The sequence below is a fragment of the Butyrivibrio sp. INlla18 genome, assembly GCF_900103635.1.
GTDB lineage: Bacteria > Bacillota > Clostridia > Lachnospirales > Lachnospiraceae > Butyrivibrio.
In genome coordinates, this window is sequence record NZ_FMXK01000022.1 from 1 (window position 1) to 18,066 (window position 18,066).

General features: G+C 40.3%; 21 protein-coding genes and 1 pseudogene. 3 read left to right on the forward strand and 19 right to left on the reverse strand.

Annotated elements, in window-relative coordinates:
- The 11 genes and pseudogenes from BLS24_RS13685 to BLS24_RS13735 all read right to left on the reverse strand — a co-directional run.
- Positions 1-209: pseudogene (locus BLS24_RS13685) on the reverse strand (IS5/IS1182 family transposase); the annotation flags it as partial.
- A gap of 170 nt (positions 210-379) precedes the next feature.
- Complete coding sequence (locus BLS24_RS13690; RefSeq protein WP_091760349.1) at positions 380-1,129, reverse strand: SIMPL domain-containing protein; 750 nt, start codon at positions 1,127-1,129, stop codon at positions 380-382.
- 73 nt (positions 1,130-1,202) lie between these two features.
- Positions 1,203-2,273 carry a hypothetical protein gene (locus tag BLS24_RS13695; RefSeq protein ID WP_091760352.1) on the reverse strand — a complete coding sequence of 357 codons (1,071 nt, stop codon included), beginning with the start codon at positions 2,271-2,273 and terminating at the stop codon, positions 1,203-1,205.
- Positions 2,274-2,349: 76 nt separating this feature from the next.
- On the reverse strand, positions 2,350-2,655 hold the full coding sequence (locus tag BLS24_RS13700; protein WP_176764444.1) for a LiaI-LiaF-like domain-containing protein: 306 nt from the start codon (positions 2,653-2,655) through the stop codon (positions 2,350-2,352).
- Positions 2,630-3,187: a hypothetical protein gene (locus tag BLS24_RS13705; RefSeq protein ID WP_091760359.1), complete on the reverse strand. Its 558-nt coding sequence runs from the start codon at positions 3,185-3,187 to the stop codon at positions 2,630-2,632. Before BLS24_RS13705 ends, BLS24_RS13700 begins: the two co-directional genes overlap by 26 nt.
- A 14-nt stretch (positions 3,188-3,201) precedes the next feature.
- The gene (locus BLS24_RS13710) at positions 3,202-3,609 is read right to left on the reverse strand and encodes a hypothetical protein (protein WP_091760362.1); all 408 of its coding nucleotides are present in this window, start codon (positions 3,607-3,609) and stop codon (positions 3,202-3,204) included.
- On the reverse strand, positions 3,606-4,130 hold the full coding sequence (locus tag BLS24_RS13715) for an RNA polymerase sigma factor (protein WP_242872313.1): 525 nt from the start codon (positions 4,128-4,130) through the stop codon (positions 3,606-3,608). The genes BLS24_RS13710 and BLS24_RS13715 overlap by 4 nt, the downstream gene beginning before the upstream one ends.
- 158 nt (positions 4,131-4,288) lie before the next feature.
- The gene (locus BLS24_RS13720; protein ID WP_091760365.1) at positions 4,289-4,708 is read right to left on the reverse strand and encodes an HIT family protein; all 420 of its coding nucleotides are present in this window, start codon (positions 4,706-4,708) and stop codon (positions 4,289-4,291) included.
- A gap of 26 nt (positions 4,709-4,734) precedes the next feature.
- Positions 4,735-5,436: a LytR/AlgR family response regulator transcription factor gene (locus tag BLS24_RS13725; protein ID WP_176764445.1), complete on the reverse strand. Its 702-nt coding sequence runs from the start codon at positions 5,434-5,436 to the stop codon at positions 4,735-4,737.
- Positions 5,437-5,456: 20 nt separating this feature from the next.
- Complete coding sequence (locus BLS24_RS13730) at positions 5,457-6,200, reverse strand: DUF6033 family protein (protein WP_091760371.1); 744 nt, start codon at positions 6,198-6,200, stop codon at positions 5,457-5,459.
- Positions 6,201-6,491: 291 nt separating this feature from the next.
- The gene (locus tag BLS24_RS13735) at positions 6,492-7,148 is read right to left on the reverse strand and encodes an NUDIX hydrolase (protein ID WP_091760374.1); all 657 of its coding nucleotides are present in this window, start codon (positions 7,146-7,148) and stop codon (positions 6,492-6,494) included.
- A 109-nt stretch (positions 7,149-7,257) separates the two neighbouring features.
- Between BLS24_RS13735 and BLS24_RS13740 the strand changes: the two genes are divergently transcribed.
- Positions 7,258-8,061 (forward strand): FRG domain-containing protein, encoded by an 804-nt coding sequence (locus tag BLS24_RS13740; RefSeq protein ID WP_176764446.1) that lies wholly within the window; start codon positions 7,258-7,260, stop codon positions 8,059-8,061.
- Between the two features lie 226 nt (positions 8,062-8,287).
- On the opposite strand, the gene BLS24_RS13745 is transcribed toward BLS24_RS13740, so the two are convergent.
- The 8 genes from BLS24_RS13745 to BLS24_RS13775 all read right to left on the reverse strand — a co-directional run bounded on the left by BLS24_RS13745 (position 8,288) and on the right by BLS24_RS13775 (position 15,701).
- Positions 8,288-9,070, reverse strand: coding sequence for a hypothetical protein (locus BLS24_RS13745; RefSeq protein ID WP_091760379.1), 783 nt, complete (start codon positions 9,068-9,070; stop codon positions 8,288-8,290).
- 76 nt (positions 9,071-9,146) lie between these two features.
- The gene (locus BLS24_RS13750; protein ID WP_091760382.1) at positions 9,147-10,739 is read right to left on the reverse strand and encodes an ABC transporter substrate-binding protein; all 1,593 of its coding nucleotides are present in this window, start codon (positions 10,737-10,739) and stop codon (positions 9,147-9,149) included.
- Positions 10,740-10,827: 88 nt separating this feature from the next.
- Positions 10,828-11,658 carry a carbohydrate ABC transporter permease gene (locus BLS24_RS13755; RefSeq protein WP_071177191.1) on the reverse strand — a complete coding sequence of 277 codons (831 nt, stop codon included), beginning with the start codon at positions 11,656-11,658 and terminating at the stop codon, positions 10,828-10,830.
- Positions 11,655-12,545: a carbohydrate ABC transporter permease gene (locus tag BLS24_RS13760; protein ID WP_071177192.1), complete on the reverse strand. Its 891-nt coding sequence runs from the start codon at positions 12,543-12,545 to the stop codon at positions 11,655-11,657. The genes BLS24_RS13755 and BLS24_RS13760 overlap by 4 nt, the downstream gene beginning before the upstream one ends.
- Positions 12,542-13,636: an ABC transporter ATP-binding protein gene (locus BLS24_RS13765; protein ID WP_091760386.1), complete on the reverse strand. Its 1,095-nt coding sequence runs from the start codon at positions 13,634-13,636 to the stop codon at positions 12,542-12,544. The genes BLS24_RS13760 and BLS24_RS13765 overlap by 4 nt, the downstream gene beginning before the upstream one ends.
- A 14-nt stretch (positions 13,637-13,650) precedes the next feature.
- Positions 13,651-13,821, reverse strand: coding sequence for a DUF6472 family protein (locus BLS24_RS15315; protein WP_176764447.1), 171 nt, complete (start codon positions 13,819-13,821; stop codon positions 13,651-13,653).
- A complete protein-coding gene (locus tag BLS24_RS13770; protein ID WP_091760389.1) occupies positions 13,818-14,150 on the reverse strand; it encodes a cupin domain-containing protein in 333 nt (110 codons plus the stop codon). Before BLS24_RS13770 ends, BLS24_RS15315 begins: the two co-directional genes overlap by 4 nt.
- Before the next feature lie 12 nt (positions 14,151-14,162).
- Positions 14,163-15,701, reverse strand: coding sequence for an ASKHA domain-containing protein (locus BLS24_RS13775; protein ID WP_143015188.1), 1,539 nt, complete (start codon positions 15,699-15,701; stop codon positions 14,163-14,165).
- Between the two features lie 134 nt (positions 15,702-15,835).
- Between BLS24_RS13775 and BLS24_RS13780 the strand changes: the two genes are divergently transcribed.
- On the forward strand, positions 15,836-16,996 hold the full coding sequence (locus BLS24_RS13780) for an SPFH domain-containing protein (RefSeq protein ID WP_091760395.1): 1,161 nt from the start codon (positions 15,836-15,838) through the stop codon (positions 16,994-16,996).
- A gap of 22 nt (positions 16,997-17,018) precedes the next feature.
- Positions 17,019-18,065: a TFIIB-type zinc ribbon-containing protein gene (locus tag BLS24_RS13785; protein WP_091760398.1), complete on the forward strand. Its 1,047-nt coding sequence runs from the start codon at positions 17,019-17,021 to the stop codon at positions 18,063-18,065.
- Position 18,066: the final 1 nt, after the last annotated feature.

Genomic DNA, 18,066 nt, shown 5'->3' on the forward strand with positions numbered 1-18,066 from the left:
TATTGGATGAAGGGAATTTTAATAAGAGTGACAGGATCCATGCTGGGCCTGCCCATGTCTGAAGAATACTTATCTTCAACAAGATCATATATGAATGACCAGTCTATGGCTTTATCAATAAGCCTGAGCATGTGATCCTGAGGTACCAGGTCATCCATGCTCACAAACTGCATTTGCTCACGTTTTCTTTCGGTATTAGAAGTCATCATAAAGGCTATCCCCATCCCCAACTTTGATACTTCTATTATACCATAAAAAGTGCTGCAATCTCAGATGAATACTGGGTTTATAGCGCTTTTGCAAAGAAAAATCCACGGCGCATGCCGTGGACTTTGTCTACAGTCTGAAGAGTGCAGAATAATCTGCACTCTTTTTATTATCATTTAAGGTCATATTCAAGCTTAACTGTAATAGTTGCTGTCTTGTATCTGGAGCTTGTATCAAATGCTCCATCATAAGAATAGCTGCTTGTTCCTGAATTCTTGGCTGTTATCTGGAATACACCAAGACTTGAATTCTTGAGTTTTCCAAGCTTAGCACCAGAGTTCTTGGCAACTATATCAATTCTATCCTTGGCATTTATTGAGGCCTTATCAATAAGATCAAGCTTAAGAGCATCAAGATCTGAGTAGTAGTACTCAGGTGCACCTGATGAAAGTTCTACGCCCTGATCAAGAAGGCTTGAAATGTCGCGTGAGATCTTTTCGATATTATCAAGGTTTGAAGATGAAACAGTTACATCCTGTGTGAGCTGATAACCATCTGCCTCAGATCCAACATAATTACCATTTACATCATAGACATCTCTATAGGTCCTACTGATATCTACTGAGTTAAATACGATCTCCTCATCAGTTACGCCGTTACTTGTAAGATAATTCTTAACAAGCTCAGCATCCTGCTTAATCTTGGAGTATGCATCCTGTGAAGTATAAGCCACAGCTGAGAAAGAACCTCTCCAGATAATTATATCTGCTTCAAAATCTACACTGGCACTTCCAGTAGCTGTAATAACATGACTTGACTCTGATCTGAAATGAGCAAGTCCAATTGCGAGCGAAACGCAGCTTACCACGATACAAAGGCCAATAATAAGCGCGTTAACCGGACTGTTTTTCTTTTGTTCCATAACACTTTCCTCCCTAACAACAAAACTCTACTAACGCCTCTATTGTACCCTACTAGTAAGATATCAACAAGTTTTAGACAGAAACGTCAAAGCCTCCACTTATAACAGGTGCTGCCACTTTGGCGCCGCCGACCTCTCCCGGCATCGATATTACAGGATGAACCTTAGGTGATGGGTCTATTCCAAGACTTTGAGCAGATACCCCAGTATTCACAGGCATTCCTGCCTCTGCCTTACTCTTTTCATGTTCCATCATACCCTTTAAATACTCTTTATCAGCTTGTGCTATCTCCTTAAGCTCTTTATATCTATGCTTTATCTTGAGCATCTTAAGGTCATCCTCTGACATGTTAGGGTCAGGAGCATACATAGATTCTGCTAGATCAGTAAGGTCAAGCTCCTCCATCATGTCCATCATTTCATCAGAAAACTCATCCATAAGATCTGACATAGACTCAGTCATCATATCCATAAGGTCTTCATCTGAATATTCATAAGCAATTACATCCGGATCAAGGTAATACTCATCACCATAAGACGCGCCAGCAAGCTCTTCCTCTAATAATTCCTCATCTTCAGGAATTTCTTCCAGCTCTTCTTCAGGTGTTCCCTCTGTTTCCTGCTCATCTGTCTTTAATTCTTCTTCAAGTGACGCCACACCTTTGCCACCACGCTCTATCATCTCTTCCTGCTCGAGGTGACTTACTTTTTTCTTGGCAACCTTCTCCATTGCCTTGGCATGATCTATAGCAAGCTGGAGTTCCTCTTCATCGTATTCTCCACCTGCCTTAAGCCGTTTAAGGCGCATTATCTCTCTCTTTGTGGCTTGAACGGCTTTTCTAGCACTTACTGAATTTTTACTTCTGATTATTTGTGAAGATATCTTCTTGAAACTGTATTGTAGCTTTTTCTTCTGAAGAGAATTATCCTTGGACTTAGCCCTTGAAGCACTGAGTTGCTTAGCATAGCTTAAGGACTGATCTACAACACTACTTTGCTTATTACTATCCCTCTGCTGATATTCCATTTTTCTAAGGGATGTTTTGTCTCTGGAATTTGCTGATTTTTGCGCAGAACTATCCTGTGATCCATTCTTGACGAACATATTAGCAAAAGCATTTTTACTAATAGCATTAAGAATCATCGCATCCTCCGTGACGCATAAACCAAATTCCATTTTACATATTATGTTTCGGCAATTCTATAGTAAAACTTAACCCTTATAAAGAGCAGATCCAGTCTGCATGTTTGATACAGATATCCATGCACGCCATGCCCATAGCAAAAAATGACATCAAAATGATCACAAAAACTGCTGACTTATCATATACAAACTTATCAGTGAGCATATTTGTTATCAGGATCTCAACGCCCAATCCCACCAGGATAAATGGCCACATGCTAAAAACAAATTCATAGCTAAGGACATTAAAGATCGTAGAAAAAACAAACATGACTCCAAAAGCGATCAGTGTAACACCTGCAGTTATAGTACCTGTTTTATGCATTCTGGTTGTTTCCATCATCTACCTCCTCTATAGAATCAATCTCTTTCTTCTTTCCTTTTATCAAAAGAACTCCGATCACAATAAGGATCACTGCTATCACGATCTGTGGAAGACCATCTACGATAGGATAAAGATCCTCCCACATGCTATCAGGAATGATTCTACAGAATATATCTTTTATATAGCCCCATAAGATCGAAGTACCAAAGATTATAAGAAGGGCCGCGCCCCAAGTGCGCACCTTTTTATCAGTGAATTTAACTGAACCTTCACCAAGGTACTCTTCCCAGATATATCTGTCTTCGTAGTTTGCGAACTCTTCAGCATCCATTGACGCAACTGACCTTGCGTGGAAAAAGCTTACAATATAGATAATAGCCACAAATCCCATAAAAATGTCGCTGATCCCGCCAACCATCACGCAGGCAAATATCATAAATATTGCAAGAAGACTAAATCCGCTCTTGTTAAATCCCATATAGAGCTCTGCAGCTCCTGGCATGAATGAAAATATAAATGTCATAAAAGCATTTTTCTTTTTTGGTTTCATTTTTAACCTCCGATTTATCTTAAATATTCTTCAATCTTGTTTTCTATAAGTAACTGAACATCACTGATCTTTTCCAAAGCTCCTTTATCTTTTATGGCTTCTTCTTTTGTCATGATGTCCCTTTCTGCCATTGCTTCTTCTTTGGATGCAACCACTCTAGACTGCTCAACAACCTCTCTTGAAGGAACCTCTGTCTGCACTAAAGGATTAAACGGTCCAACAAACAATATAGCTATGGCTGCTGCCACCGAAAGACCCACTCGCATACAATATAGACGAAAGTATGTAACTTTCTTTTTCTTGATGTGTATCTCTCGAAGTACATTTTTTTCGATCCTATCAGGAGCTTTGGCCAAGCCTTCATCTTCGACTTCAGCCATTAGCCTTAATAGTTCTTCATCAGAAAGATAATTATTACTCATGCCAGTAGATCCTCCTTTCTCATAGTTTTTTTAAGCATATCTCTCGCCCTGTAGATATGTGTTTGAACCGTTTTTAAAGGCTTTCCTCTCTTTTCAGCAATCTCTTTTGCCGTTAGTTCATTTATAAAATAGTCTTCAGCCACTTCTCTGTAAGGCTCTGGAAGCGCATTGCAATCGTCTCTGAATTTCACCAGCACATCCTTGTTTACAAAGGATTGCAGTGGCCCATCCCTTTCCTGAGTGATCTCCTGCGGCATCTCATCTTCTTCTGTCGCTATAGCGCGCCTCTCTGCCGCTCTCATATAGTCAATACATTTATTAGTGGCTATTCTACAAAGCCAAGCCTTTTCGGCTGTTCCATCAAATTTGTCCAAGTGCTGATAAGCAGAAATAAAGGTTTCCTGAGTTATATCCTCCGCGGCAAAATAATCACCAGTCATCTTAAGGCATACAGAGAAAACCAGATTCTTATACTGATTCATCAGCTCTATTAACTTTTTCTCAGAATCTATTTTCCCCACCTTCTTTTTCCTTTATTTTTGCCTCTCATTTATATAAACGAGACACTGATAATAATGTCTTCAAATAATTATCATCTTTTTTTAGTATAGTGCCATTTACCTGTTTAGGCCACATAAAAAGAGCCATAACCATCACGGTTACAGCCCTTATCATTTCATTAAAGATTATCTTTGATCTTCTGGATCATCTCATCATATTCAGCATCTGTAAGGAACTTCTTTTGAGGATTCATCTCAAAAACGCCGCCCCACTCAAATTCATCCTTATACTTTGGTACAAGGTGCATATGAAGATGGCAACCAGTGTCAGCATATGCTCCGTAATTAACCTTATCTGGGTTAAATGCTGCATGAATAGCCTTTGATGCTCTTGCAACATCAGCAAAAAATGCATCTCTTTCCTTATCTGAGATATCTACAAGCTCACTGATGTGATCCTTGTAAGCTACGATGCAACGTCCAGGATGACTCTGCTCCTTAAAAAGAATAAGCTGGCTCACCTCAAGATCACAGATCTTGATACCAAACTTTGCAAGAGGCTCTCCTCCAACGCAATATCCACAATTACAGTCTTTCATACCTTTTTCTCCCGTTTTGTCTTTATTTAAAAAGTATACTGCAGAACAAGCTCACTAAGTGTTCTGTAGGTTCCTCTTGGAACTGCAAATTCCGTGCCATCCTCCATGGCAATTGTTTCTTTGGTGATCCTAAGAACCCTTTTCAGATTGATTATCACATTTTTACCCAGAAGATAAAAATATGGTTCCTTGTTAAGATCACTTAAAAGCTCCTGAATAGTGCTGCGAACCAGATAACTCTTATCAGTTGTGATGATCCTCTTGTAATGGTCCTCAGATTGAATGTACATTATGTCATTCATGGCAACTTTACTAAGTTCGCCGCTATCTCTGATGGTGAGATAATGTATCTCTTCAGCAATACACACTCTGTCCATTGCAGCAAAAAACTCTTCTTCAAGAATAGGCTTTTCTAGATAATGAACCGCATGGATCCTGAAGGCCTCTTTATAAAATGCATTAGAAGAAGTCATAAAGATTATCTGACCATTATCATCTCTTTTCCTGATAAGATCAGCAATCTCTATGCCATTCATTTTGTCTATGTAGATATCAAGAAGGTAAATATCATAGATATTCTTTTCAATTGCCCCCAAAAGCTCAATTGAAGAATTAAAGATATCCACATCCATCACGATGGAAGGATGAACTTTTCTATACTTATCTAAAAGCTCTGCCGCAGCAACAGCAGAGCTTTTTTCATCATCACATATAGCGATTCTGTACATATTGCCCCCAGTTAAGGTCATTAGCCCTTGAAGTCTATGTTCTGCCCCACATTTTTCTCCATCGGAGTCATTACCGTGTCTGCTCTTAAATTGAAGTTAAAATCATCTATCTTTTTGAGAAGTTCCTCTACGGAATCAGCCATGAGAATCTCATAATCTTCCTCATCTTCAGAGCCCTTTTCCCGTATCTTTTCTAGCTGCGCTTCTCTGGCTTCTTTCTTTTCTGCCTTTTTCTCAGCTTCTTTTTCAGCCTTCTTGCCTGCTGCTCTCTTTGCTGCAAGCTTCTCTGTCATATCCTGTGATGACTTCTGCATAACTGCAAAGAAAGAAGCTGTTCCATTATCATTAACCTGCATTCCAATGGTCTTTACATTGCCCTTGGTCTGCATAATAGACTTAAGTTCAGGCATCTGAGACTGTGCTTTGGCGATAAGGCCTTCATACTTAGCTCTGTATGTCTCATCGGTAGCCATTCTCTCGATCTTTTCTTCATCGATGAGAACTACCATTCTGTTAGCATTACCAAAAGAGCTTGCATTCTGCTTGGCGTATTCCTTCATATCCTTACTTACAAGAACAAAGTCCATGTTGGAATACTTTTTCTTGAGCTCTTCATAGTACTTGGCACCTTCCTCAGAAAGCTGAGCTTTTCCGATGGTCTTTCCGTAGTTGCCTGTCTTGGTAGTTGTAGTATCTTTTACGCCTGCACTTTTGGCTGCATCGTAAATACTAGAATTATTGTTAAAAACATCAGATATTGCCATGGTTCCCTCCAATCCCGGACTCACCGTCCGCTAAGCATCCTTGCTATCAACAGATCATTTTATAGGCTCACCTGTTTTTGTGCTGTACTCTGCTGATTCTATAATGACATCATCATTTCCATATTCTCTTTTGCTAAAAAGAACCTTTTTAGCCTTTTCATCTATCTCTTTCGCATATATATATCGGCTACCACCTTCAATTACTTCACGGTATCCATACCAAAATGGGCAATTATTTATAAAAATATTAGAATTGCATTTGCTGTCGGTACTAATAGTTTACCACACTTTTTATTTCCACATGTCTGACACAAAATACATAAGCGCAGCCCAGGTAAATACAGAATAGAAATGTCCTTTGTCATCTCTTCCGTTCTTTAATAGCTCTTTTGCCTTATCCTTGGTCACGAATTCAAATCCATCAAAAAACTCCTGTCCAACAGCTCCATCCTGATTAAGTGTGGACAGATCTGGATTTCTTAAGACAACCAGCACAAGGCCATTACTCTCATCAGTCATGCCAGGTGTACTGAAAACAAATGGATTTATCATCTCTACCTTGTCTGTATCCTTAACTGTAATACCAGTTTCTTCAAAAATTTCCCTCTTTGCAGTTACAAAAAGTGGATCCTTGACCTCTTTATCCTCAGGATCAATAAGTCCCGCAGGAACGCTTAAGAGAAATCTTCCAGCTGGATATCTGTATTCATAGGATAAAAGAAGTCTTGGTTCCTTGCCATCTTCCTCGATCACAACTACGCAGCTCACTGCATCAGGGAGCATGCTCTTAAACTCCTCTTCGCTCTTTGCTGCAACAAGGTCATCAAGTGGTCTTCTTGAAGCATCGAAATAATGTCTGCCCTCCTCATACTGAAGATCAAAAACTCTGATGAACTTCTTATCAAGCACTGTCTCTATCTTATCTTTTGTTATATCTATTCCTTTCATAAACGCCTCCGTCTGATAATTCTTGTCGTTACCACGCTACTTGCATTATACCAAAATCCCCTTATAAATGTTAAAATTGGTGTTAGAGATATAGAAAGAGGAAATGATAATGATAAAAGAAATACATATTGATACCCTTGAAGAGCTCTTGCCTCTTCTGACTGAGCAGGAATACAGACCTGATCTAGACAGGAACAGAAGTCCATATGTATATAGAGGAATGTCAGACTCATCCTTTAAGATGTACACAAGTCTCAGCAGAAATTGCAAAGGTCTTCAGGAGCATCTTGAGCCAGCAATTCTCGAGAATTTTGCAAAATATGCCATAAATGATGAACCATCAATTGGCCACTCAGTATGGAGACAGATGATCCTTGGTCAGCACTATGGTCTTCCTACAAGGCTCCTTGACTGGACACAGTCAGCCCTTGTTGGTCTTAACTTTGCCATGACCGAAGAGAACCTTGAAGAAATGGATCAGCACGACTGCATGGTCTGGAGGATCAACATGTCTGAAATGGTAGATCACCTTCCAGAGCCTTACAAATACGCGGTCAACAGGAAGCACTCCACCATCTTCACAGTAGATATGTTAAAAGAGCTTACTGGCAACAGCTTAAAGCAATATGATACCGACATGGGCTCATCCTCAATGGTAATCATCGAGCCCCCATCACTTAACCAGCGTATCATCAACCAGCACTCCTTCTTCGCTGTTGTCCCATCAGGAATAACCGATATAGAGAAATTCCTTTCAGATAACACAGAAGATACTGTAAAGTATATCATTGACAAGAAATTAAGATGGCGAGTTCGTGATATGTTAGATCAATTAAACATGAGCGAACGAATCGTATATCCCGGCCTTGAAGGCCTTTCTAAATGGATTGCAAGGCATTATTATGTTAAGTAATCAAGGAATTTGATAGCAGGCAGTATGAAGAATATAGTATTGTATCTTGAGCGATTTATTTTTTGTAGAAGATACATTTCATGAAAATAACCCCAGATGATTTATGTTCTGAACGAACGTGATATAAATCATCTGGGGTTATTTGAATGTTTAATGTATCCTACAAAAAATATCGGAGCGAAAGATACAATACTATATCTTCATACGTCCGGTACCACTGCCTAAATTACTTTACAGTAACCTTTGTGATGTGTGGGTTAGCACCCTCGTACCAGTAAAGGAATCCCTCTACGTCTACAGTCTGACCAGCCTCAAGGCCGCTTACAAGATTGTAGAACTCTTCATCACTACCATTTAAGTAATACTCAAGGCAGAAATCATAGTTGTTTCCATCCTTTGAAAGAGTAAGGTAGATATCATCACCAGGAGTCTCGTTCTTGAATGCAACTGACTCAACTGTCATATCTGTGAAAGATACGAGCTGGTTCTGCTTGTCGATAAGCTCATCCTTGCCAAGAAGATCTGTAACATCTACAGGCTCTGCAACGAAGTTTCCTTCTTCGATCTCGAATGTAGCATCAACGATCTCAACTTCGCCAGACCACTCTGACTTTGTTCCAGTTACTTTGATCTTTGTTCCAGGTGTGAGTTTGTTGTAATCTTCCTCTGAGCAAGCCATCTCATAGATGAAGTATGCTCCATCCTGATCCTGTGTATAGAATGTAGCCTTGTCTTCCCACCATGACTGCTTGTTCTGTACGTATGTCTCAACAACAACCTCTGAATCAAGCTCTGCTGCAGCGAACTCTGCATAAGTCATAACGCCTTCAGCCTTAACATCCTCTGCAACTTCTTCTGCAACTTCCTCTGCTACTGACTCAGCTTCTGTAGCTGCATCAGATACTGCCTCTGCTGCTGTCTCTGTAGTCTGTGCAGGTGTTTCCTTACCACATCCTACGAAAGCAAGAGCAAGGCCCATTGTAAGAACTACTGCTAATGTCTTTTTCATAATGTCCCTCCTATTTTTTGACAAGTAACAATACCATAAAAAATTATACTAAAAATAACTCAAATATCAATCTGAATTATTGTCTAGCCTTCATTTTATCCTTAAGTGCGACTGCTCCGATCATCACCCAGGCAAGAATAATAACAACGATAAGTGCCACCGACGCCGCTGGAAGCTTACCAAGGTCTTTTTTGCCACCAGCCACATTGCCGCTAACGCCGCCCTGATCAAGGTGATACAAGGATTTCATCTCTTCATAAAGCTCATTTATAAACTTATCATCCACAGTCTTTTTTCGGCGCACAGACTTGGTCACATTCTCGATCATCTGTCCCGCTGCGTCTCTGACTGAAGTTGAGCCATTGAATACAGGAGTTACAAAGGTATTCTCTGTATTTGCCATAAGAAGCTTTGCTGCCTTTATCTTTACATCATAGTGCTCCACCCTATCAGAGCCCTCTTTTGCCAGGTAATCCTGATATTCAGGAGCTTCCTGAGCCTTCTTGGTTACAGGAACATAGCCTTCTGTCTCTGAATATGCGATCTGCACATCATTTGTTAAAAGATACTGCGCAAAGAGCCAGGAAGCTAATACTTCCTGAGAGTTTGCTTTATTGAACACACAGATTGATGGGCCCTGTGAGATCATCTTTGGATTATCCACATCGTACTGAGGAATTGTCATTACCTCTGTTTCAAAATCAACTATTTTGTCCTTAGCAATATCAACAAGTGGCGCCTTACTTCCCATCCAGGTTGCACCTGCTGTTGAATCAACAGCAAATATGCACTGACCAGCATTTAAAAAGTTTGCTGGATATCCTGAGATCTTAAAGGTAGAAAAAGCTCCAGTCTTGGTATGCTCTGCCACGGTATTTAATATCTCTTTTGTATCATCATTAAAAAGTAAGATGTTGCCATCGGCATCAGAATATTCAGCCCCCTTCTGCCAAAGGCTCTGGATCATCATGTTATCAGTAGACTTATAGATAAATGGGATCATGACCTGCTGCCCATTTATCTTGAAGGTACCATCAGCGTTTTTCTCCATTGCCTTCTCAGAAACCTCCCATACAAAATCCCAGGTAAGCGTGTCTGGAAGCTCATATCCAAGAGCCTCTACGTAAGTCTTATTAACATAGCAGGCCTCAGTAGATCTCATGTAAGGAATAGCGTAGTGCTTGTCGCCTATCATACACTCATTTAAAAACTCAGGAACGATCTCATCTACACTTGGTGAATCAAACTTAAGCTCTGAGCCCCCAAGACCATATCTCTCATCAGTGAAAAGTTCGTCCAAAGGAACTACTGTATTACTACCTGTAAGATACGTAGCGATGTGGTCAGGGTATGTAATACATACGTTAGGTGTTGTATTAGTTGAGATATTCGTGATGACATCGTTGTAGATCTTGCCATAGTCCGTATACAGACGCATATTTACTGTAATGTTTGGATAGAGCTTTTGGAAATCTTCTATAGCCTTGTTGTAAATAGCTGTCTGGGTCTTGTTGGTATCATTCTTGGCCCAAAACGTGATCTCTATATTCTTGGATTCATCAAAGCTTTCAGGAATTTCAAAGGAATTACCACCTTTAGAGCCATGACATCCTGTCAAAAGCCCTGTCACCATTATCATGCTTAAAATTACTGTAACCAATCTTTTCATTTTATTTCTCCATACAAGGAAGTTATGCTCTCGCTCCGCTCGCCATAACACGTTCGCACTAAATTCGCTTTCAGCTCATTAAGTGCTCTCAGCCCTTTGTTCCACCTCTGGCAACGCCTTCCATTATCTTATGTCTGAAAACAAGGAACAGCACAACTAGTGGAACTGAAATAACTACAACTGCTGCCATCATGGCTGGAACATTCTCACGTCCAAATCCATTTTCTCTGATCTCCTGAATTCCATTTGAAACAAGGAAATAGTTCTGGTCATCAGTTATAAGTCTTGGCCACACATAGGAATTCCAGCACTCGATAACCTTCAAGATAGTGATCGTGATAAGTGTAGGTCTAGAGATAGGAAGCATAACCTTTGTAAGATATCTAAAATCTGAGGTCCCATCTACTTTTGCAGCCTTGTACAGATTCTCAGGTATCTGCTCAAAGTTTTCCTTGAGAAGATAGATGTAGAACACCGAAGTAACCGATGGAAGTATAAGTCCTAAAAAGGTATTTCTAAGATTTAAGTTCGTGATAGTTACAAAGTTTGTGATGATAACTAATTCATTAGGGATCATCATAAGAGAAAGAAACAGCGAAAACAGAATGTCTTTTCCCTTAAAATCAAGCCTTGCAAAGGCAAATGCAGAAAGTACCACAACCACCATCATTATGGCTGTTGTCACCACTGTGAATATGAAGGTGTTAAAAAAGTACTTGGCAAGTGGCACTGCTGTAAAGGCTGTCACATAGTTTTCAAAGGTAGGACTAAGTGTAAAGAACTTTGGCACGTATTCACCGTTATAAGATCCATAGCTCTTAACCGAAGTCAGTATCATCCAGTAAAAAGGAAACAGCACTATGATGCCCCACAAGATAAGGAGCATATATATCAAAATGTTTCTGGTCCTAGTCTTCATTGATAGTACACCGTCTTTCTACTAACCATCAGATTGATAGTAGTAATAGTAAATACAATAGCAAAAAGAATAAGCGCTGCCGCAGATGCATAGGATGGATATCCGCCGCTATTACCGTAGAGCATGTCGTATACATATCCAACGATGGTGTTCATTCCTGCAGCATTAAGGTCTGTGCCAAAAAGAGCTACCTCATCGCTATAGGCTTTGAAAGCGCCGATGAAACCTGTGATCACAAGGTAGAACACCATAGGAGATATCATAGGAAGAGTGATCTTGTAAAAGATTCTCCACTTTGGTGTGTTATCAACCTGCGCAGCCTTGTAATACATAGGGTTAACAGAGGCAAGGGCGCTTGTCAGTATTAAGATCTTAAAAGGCATTACGATCCAGATTGTGTAAAAACACATAACAAACATCTTGGCCCAATATGGTCCGTCAATGAAATCCACTGATGGTCCGCCAAAGAGCTGGATCAGGATTGAGATAAGTCCATCAGAATAGGCTGTCTTTTTAAAGAGGATCATGAACACCAGACCAACTGCCAATGTATTAGTAACGTAAGGCAGGAAATATATAGTCTGGAAAAGATCTCTCAGGGCCTTGATGGAACTAAGCTCAAGAGATATCAAAAGAGCAATTCCTGTAGATAAAGGAACTGTGATTATAACGATTATAAAGGTGTTCTTGAGAGCCTGTATAAAAAATGGATCATGAAGAACATAGGAATAGTTATAAAAACCTACGCTCCAAAAGCTCTGAGAAGCGAAGTTATAACCTTCCTCAAAGGAATAAACAAAAACATCTATAAGAGGGTATACCATAAATACCCCAAGAAAAAGAATGGCCGGAAGAAGACACAGCCATGCAGTCAGATTCTTTTTCATAGCATTATCCTCTCCGTAGTTTCGCCATCAAATACACATACCTTCTTTGGCTTAAGTGAAAATCTTACCTTGCCGTCTTTTTCATGTACTGCTTCATCTGAAGGAATGATGGCACGGATCTTTTCACCAATAAATTCAGGATGAGTAACAATAAGGCTTGTATCTCTTCCCATAACTTCGCGGTTTACAAAGGTGCACTCAAATGGGCCATTTTCATCAACCACAAAGCCTTCTGGTCTAATGGCAACATAAACTTCTAAATCATCTTTGCCAGGAGCATCCAAAAGAACTGAATCGCCAATGCAGACTTTCTCATTCTTGATACATCCTGTAAATACGTTGATCTGTGGTGTTCCAAGGAAGCTTGCAACAAAAAGATTTGCAGGCTCATCATAGATTGACTGTGGGTCACCCATCTGCTGGAGAACGCCGTCCTTCATAACAACGATCATATCAGAAATACTCATGGCTTCTTCTTGGTCATGAGTTACAAATACTGTAGTAATGCCTGTTTCCTGCTGGATTCTCTTAAGCTCTTCTCTTGTCTGAAGTCTAAGTCTTGCGTCAAGGTTAGATAAAGGCTCGTCCAAAAGGAGCACTTCAGGAGTTTTAACAAGAGCTCTAGCAATGGCAACTCTCTGCTGCTGACCACCAGACATCTCATTTGGTCTTCTGTCTAAAAGTTCCTCGATCTGAACAAGCTTTGCAGCTTCTCTTATCTTCTTGTCCATCTGCTCTTTGGTAAGCTTATTTTCTCCGCGCAGATTCTCAAGTGGGAATTTGATATTGTCATAGACTGAAAGATGTGGATAAAGGGCATAGTTCTGAAAAACAAGACCTACTCCACGCTTTTCTGGTGGAAGCTCAGTAATATCCTTTTCGCCAAAAAAGATCTTGCCTTCACTAGGCTTTTCTAATCCACAGATAAGATTAAGGGCTGTACTTTTTCCACATCCGGATGGTCCAAGTAAGCCAATAAGTTTTCCGTCAGGAATAGTAAAATTGAAATCATTTACCGCAACAACATCTTCCTTTATCTTCTTGTTTCTGTTAGGAAACCTCTTAGTAAGATGTTCCAAAACTATTTTCATAATCTCCTCCAAAATTACATTTGGTGTCTAACCACCTTGTACTCATCATTGTCCTGATAATAAGGGCACTCGCTCTTGCGATTACTCATGAGTCTTGCGTAATCGTCTTCGTCCATATTCACCATGCATGTGTAGCATTCCCAATCTTCATCGTACACATAGTTGACACATGTATCACAGATCATACAAAATCCTCTCTCATTGGATTGAAAATATCCAGCAGAATTCCTGCTTCAAGGCACTTGCAGCCATGCTCAACGCTATTAGTCTTGAGCATTGTATCTCCTGCCTGCACAATCTTTTTTACTCCATCGATCTCAAACTCAAACTTGCCACTAACTACATATGTGATCTGTGTATGTGGGTGATGATGAAGAGCTCCGATAGCTCCCTTATCAAAAGTATTCTCCACACACATAAGATTCTTACTGTATGCAAGAACCCTTCTCACAACACCATTTCCAAGGTCCTCTGCCTTAGCATCATCGTGAAAAACCCATCTCTCGTCTAACATAATAATCTCCTTTTAAAAATTCATTGCTTCCAGATATTCTGAATTAAAGCTATTATCATCTGCAAGGACTACCGTTTCAGCCTTTTTTGTTATCTCTTCAATAGCTTCGGTTGCCTCTTTTTCTTTTCCCATAAAGACTTCTGATAAAAATCTTATGACTCCCTTCAAAGAGGAATTTCCTATAGGCAACATATTACCATTAAATTCCTTTGGAAACATATTAATATTAGAAATCTTGTCCGTATCAATGTGGGAGCCAAAGCCTCCGGAAATATACACCTTAGAAGGTATAGTTTCTTTGGTAAGCGCCTTGATTCCTGTATATATTGCGGCCTTAGCTAGCTGCACATTTCTAATATCCTGCTGGGTAAAAAATATCTTTTCATCCGCATAAACAGGATATCCCTTTTCAAAAAATTCTATAGTTAAAAGTCCCGTTTCATCTACGTAATCATTTCGAAGTAGCTCGGACATAGTCTCTATTACGCCCGTTCCACATAGGCCCATGGGAGCTTCATCTCCGATAGTCGTAACCTCAGCCCTTCCATTATGGATAGTGACATGGTCTATAGCTCCTTTAACAGAAGGAACTCCTGATGATATGCCGCCGCCCTCAAACACCGGGCCCGCCGCTGTAGATGTAGTGAAAAGTTTATCTCCATCGTAGTAGACGATCTCGCCATTGGTTCCAAAGTCTATCAAAAGAGCTGTCTCACCCTTCCCTCTTAATAGATCAAGACTATAAATTCCTGAAACTATATCAGCTCCGACAAATGCTGAGATACCAGGAAGCATGATGGTCTTAATATCTCTAAGTTCTTCCGTTCTAAAGGAAAGATGACTTGCCTTATAAGGGTACTGCCCAAGCTCCTTTGTATCATCGCCGCACAATAGATAAAGCATTGTTGTGTTTCCGGCAAGACAGATGAGCTCAGGTCTTTTGCCTATAGAATCTGAAACTTCACCTATAAGAGATTCTATATCCGCTGTCACAAGTTCTTTTAACTTATGAGCACACGCCTCATCTTCTGCGGCGGCGATTCTACTGATAACATCGCTTCCGTAGGCTCTCTGGTGATTGACTGTAGAAGCTGTCTTTATGATCTGAGTTTCATTACTATCTGCATCAAATCCAATCAGCGCAGCCGCAATAGTTGTAGTTCCAAGGTCTATTGCTATTCCATATTTATCAAAGGCCCTATCAGACATATCAGCAGTCTCTACGCTCTGAACCTCCATTGAAGTCTCATCAAAGGTAAGGCCCTCTGCTGATATGATGCAGTCCTTGTCCAGCACGCATCTGCAGGCAAGTCTGACACCGGCTACTATCTCATCTTCTGTCAAAAAAGCTTGATCCAGGCTATTAGGCTCTGGCGCCCCTTTGATAAAGGTAACTTTGCACTTGCCGCATCTACCAGTTCCTGCGCAGGGCATGGACATAGTAATGCCTGCATCAGAAAAGAGCCCCTTTAGTAGCTTTCCATAAGGAGCTGCAACATAAAAACTCTTAGAGCTGTTCTTAATATAGACGGCAAGTTTTTTTGCTTTCATAATAATGTAAGCATAGCACAATTATCCGTCAAATAATATTGGTATTTTCAGCGTAAATATGCGAAAATATATGATGCAGACCTTATGAAATCTGCTAATTTTTTATTCTTTTTAAGTATGAAAGGAGATTAGTTATGGGGCTTTTACAGGCAGCACTTGTTGCAGGTGGTAGTGTATTAAAAGATCAGTGGAGAGATTATTTCATTTGTCCTTCACTTTCAAATGATGTTCTTCTTACAAAAGGTGTTAAGAAAGCAGGAAAGGGTTCTGACAATATCATTTCAAACGGTTCAATAATCGCCGTTAATGAAGGTCAGTGTATGATCCTTGTTGATCAGGGACAGATCACAGAAATCTGCGCTGAGGCTGGTGAGTTCGTATATGACACATCTTCAGAGCCTTCTGTATTCTATGGAGATCTCAGCGAGAGCATCGTTGCTTCCTTCAAGGAATTTGCAAAGCGCTTAAGCTTTGGTGGTTCAGCTCCTAAGGATCAGAGAGTTTACTATTTCAATACTAAGGAGATCATCGGAAACAAATACGGCACTGTTAATCCAGTTCCTTTCCGTGTTGTTGATACAAATATCGGTCTTGACCTTGATGCAAGCATCAAATGTCATGGTGAATACAGCTACAAGATCGTAGATCCTATTCTCTTCTACAAGAGCATCTGCGGAAACGTAGAAGGCGAATTCAGAAAAGACAAGATCGATTCACAGCTCAAGAGTGAGCTCTTAACAGCTCTTCAGCCAGCATTCGCCAAGATCTCAGAGATGGGCATCCGTTACAGCGCTCTTCCAGGACACACAACAGAGATCGCTGATGCACTTAATGAAGTTCTCTCAGATAAGTGGGAAAAGGTTTATGGTATCAAGATCTCTACATTCGGCGTAAGCTCAGTTGTTGCTTCTGAAGAAGATGAAAAGACAATCAAAGAGCTTCAGAGAGCAGGCGCTCTTAGAAATCCTAATATGGCAGCTGCAACTATTGCCAGCGCACAGGCTCAGGCAATGCAGGATGCTGCAAAGAATACAGCAACTGGTCCTATGATGGCTTTCGCTGGAATGAACATGGCTCAGCAGGCTGGTGGTATGAATGCTACTCAGCTCTTTAACGCTGGTGCTCAGAGTGCTCCTGCTACAGGCGCATCTTGGACATGCTCATGTGGAACAACTAACAGCGGAAACTTCTGCTCTAACTGCGGATCACCAAGACCTTCTGCTAGTTGGACATGTTCTTGCGGAACAACAAACACTGGTAATTTCTGCTCTAACTGCGGCAAAGCAAGAGCTTAATCTTTGATCCTAAGAGGAAAATATGGCTTTACAAGAATATGAGTGCCCCGCCTGTGGCGGGGCAATGGAATTTAATCCTAAAACCCAAAAATTAAAATGTCCTTACTGCGACTCAGAATTCAATGTAAAGGACTATGTTGCTAATCACAACTCATCCAGTACTGGACAAGCTACAGAGTCTAGCACTCCTGGTAGCGAAGAAATGTACATTTACTCCTGCGGTTCCTGCGGCGGTGAGATCCTTGCTACAGAATCCTTAGGATCTCTTAAATGTCCTTTCTGCAGTAACAACGTTGTTGTAAAAGAGAAGTTTACTGGCGAGTTCAAACCTGATTACATTATTCCATTTAAGACCACAAGAGATGATGCTATGGCGACTTATGAAAAATATGTTAAGTCCAAAAAGCTTGTTCCAAAGGTCTTTTTTGAAAAGAACCATATTGATGAGTTAAAGGGTATCTATGTTCCTTTCTGGCTCTATGATGGTGTTCAGGATTTCAATGGAACCTATGAGTGTACCAAGACAAGGTCTTGGAGTGATAGCAGATACAACTATAGAGAAACCAAGTACTACGAAGTAATCAGATCTGGTACTGAGAAATTTGAATTCGTTCCTGTTGACGGATCCAAGGAAATGCCTGATGACCTTATGGAATCTCTAGAGCCATTTGATCACAATGCAATAGTTCCTTTTAACATGGGATATTTAGCAGGCTTCCTTGCAAACAAATATAATGTTTCTTCTGATGACTGCAAAAAGAGAGCCTTTGACAGAATGGCTGACTCTACAGCCAGTGATTTTAGAAACACTATTTCCGGATACAGCTCCGTCAGACCAGTAAATGAACAGTGTGGCACAAGAGAATCATCTTACAAATATGCCCTTTACCCAGTTTATATTCTGAATACTACTTGGAATGGCAAAAATTACCTCTTTGCCATGAATGGTCAGAGCGGCAAATTTATCGGAAATCTTCCATGGAGCCCAGCTAGAGCAGCCAAGTATTACTTAGCTTTTGCAGCGGTGTTCTCCATCATTGCCTTTATTGTTCAGTTTTTATTTTTGTAAT

Coding starts and splice junctions, on each gene's coding strand:
- BLS24_RS13760 (WP_071177192.1), bottom strand. CDS start 12,545: ATGAAAAAGAATCTGACTGCATGGCTGTGTCTTCTTCCGGCCATTCTT.
- BLS24_RS13705 (WP_091760359.1), bottom strand. CDS start 3,187: ATGAAACCAAAAAAGAAAAATGCTTTTATGACATTTATATTTTCATTC.
- BLS24_RS13740 (WP_176764446.1), top strand. CDS start 7,258: ATGATAAAAGAAATACATATTGATACCCTTGAAGAGCTCTTGCCTCTT.
- BLS24_RS13730 (WP_091760371.1), bottom strand. CDS start 6,200: ATGGCAATATCTGATGTTTTTAACAATAATTCTAGTATTTACGATGCA.
- BLS24_RS13735 (WP_091760374.1), bottom strand. CDS start 7,148: ATGAAAGGAATAGATATAACAAAAGATAAGATAGAGACAGTGCTTGAT.
- BLS24_RS13700 (WP_176764444.1), bottom strand. CDS start 2,655: ATGATGGAAACAACCAGAATGCATAAAACAGGTACTATAACTGCAGGT.
- BLS24_RS13725 (WP_176764445.1), bottom strand. CDS start 5,436: ATGTACAGAATCGCTATATGTGATGATGAAAAAAGCTCTGCTGTTGCT.
- BLS24_RS13780 (WP_091760395.1), top strand. CDS start 15,836: ATGGGGCTTTTACAGGCAGCACTTGTTGCAGGTGGTAGTGTATTAAAA.
- BLS24_RS13775 (WP_143015188.1), bottom strand. CDS start 15,701: ATGAAAGCAAAAAAACTTGCCGTCTATATTAAGAACAGCTCTAAGAGT.
- BLS24_RS15315 (WP_176764447.1), bottom strand. CDS start 13,821: ATGATCTGTGATACATGTGTCAACTATGTGTACGATGAAGATTGGGAA.
- BLS24_RS13710 (WP_091760362.1), bottom strand. CDS start 3,609: ATGAGTAATAATTATCTTTCTGATGAAGAACTATTAAGGCTAATGGCT.
- BLS24_RS13785 (WP_091760398.1), top strand. CDS start 17,019: ATGGCTTTACAAGAATATGAGTGCCCCGCCTGTGGCGGGGCAATGGAA.
- BLS24_RS13720 (WP_091760365.1), bottom strand. CDS start 4,708: ATGAAAGACTGTAATTGTGGATATTGCGTTGGAGGAGAGCCTCTTGCA.
- BLS24_RS13755 (WP_071177191.1), bottom strand. CDS start 11,658: ATGAAGACTAGGACCAGAAACATTTTGATATATATGCTCCTTATCTTG.
- BLS24_RS13695 (WP_091760352.1), bottom strand. CDS start 2,273: ATGATTCTTAATGCTATTAGTAAAAATGCTTTTGCTAATATGTTCGTC.
- BLS24_RS13750 (WP_091760382.1), bottom strand. CDS start 10,739: ATGAAAAGATTGGTTACAGTAATTTTAAGCATGATAATGGTGACAGGG.
- BLS24_RS13770 (WP_091760389.1), bottom strand. CDS start 14,150: ATGTTAGACGAGAGATGGGTTTTTCACGATGATGCTAAGGCAGAGGAC.
- BLS24_RS13745 (WP_091760379.1), bottom strand. CDS start 9,070: ATGAAAAAGACATTAGCAGTAGTTCTTACAATGGGCCTTGCTCTTGCT.
- BLS24_RS13765 (WP_091760386.1), bottom strand. CDS start 13,636: ATGAAAATAGTTTTGGAACATCTTACTAAGAGGTTTCCTAACAGAAAC.
- BLS24_RS13690 (WP_091760349.1), bottom strand. CDS start 1,129: ATGGAACAAAAGAAAAACAGTCCGGTTAACGCGCTTATTATTGGCCTT.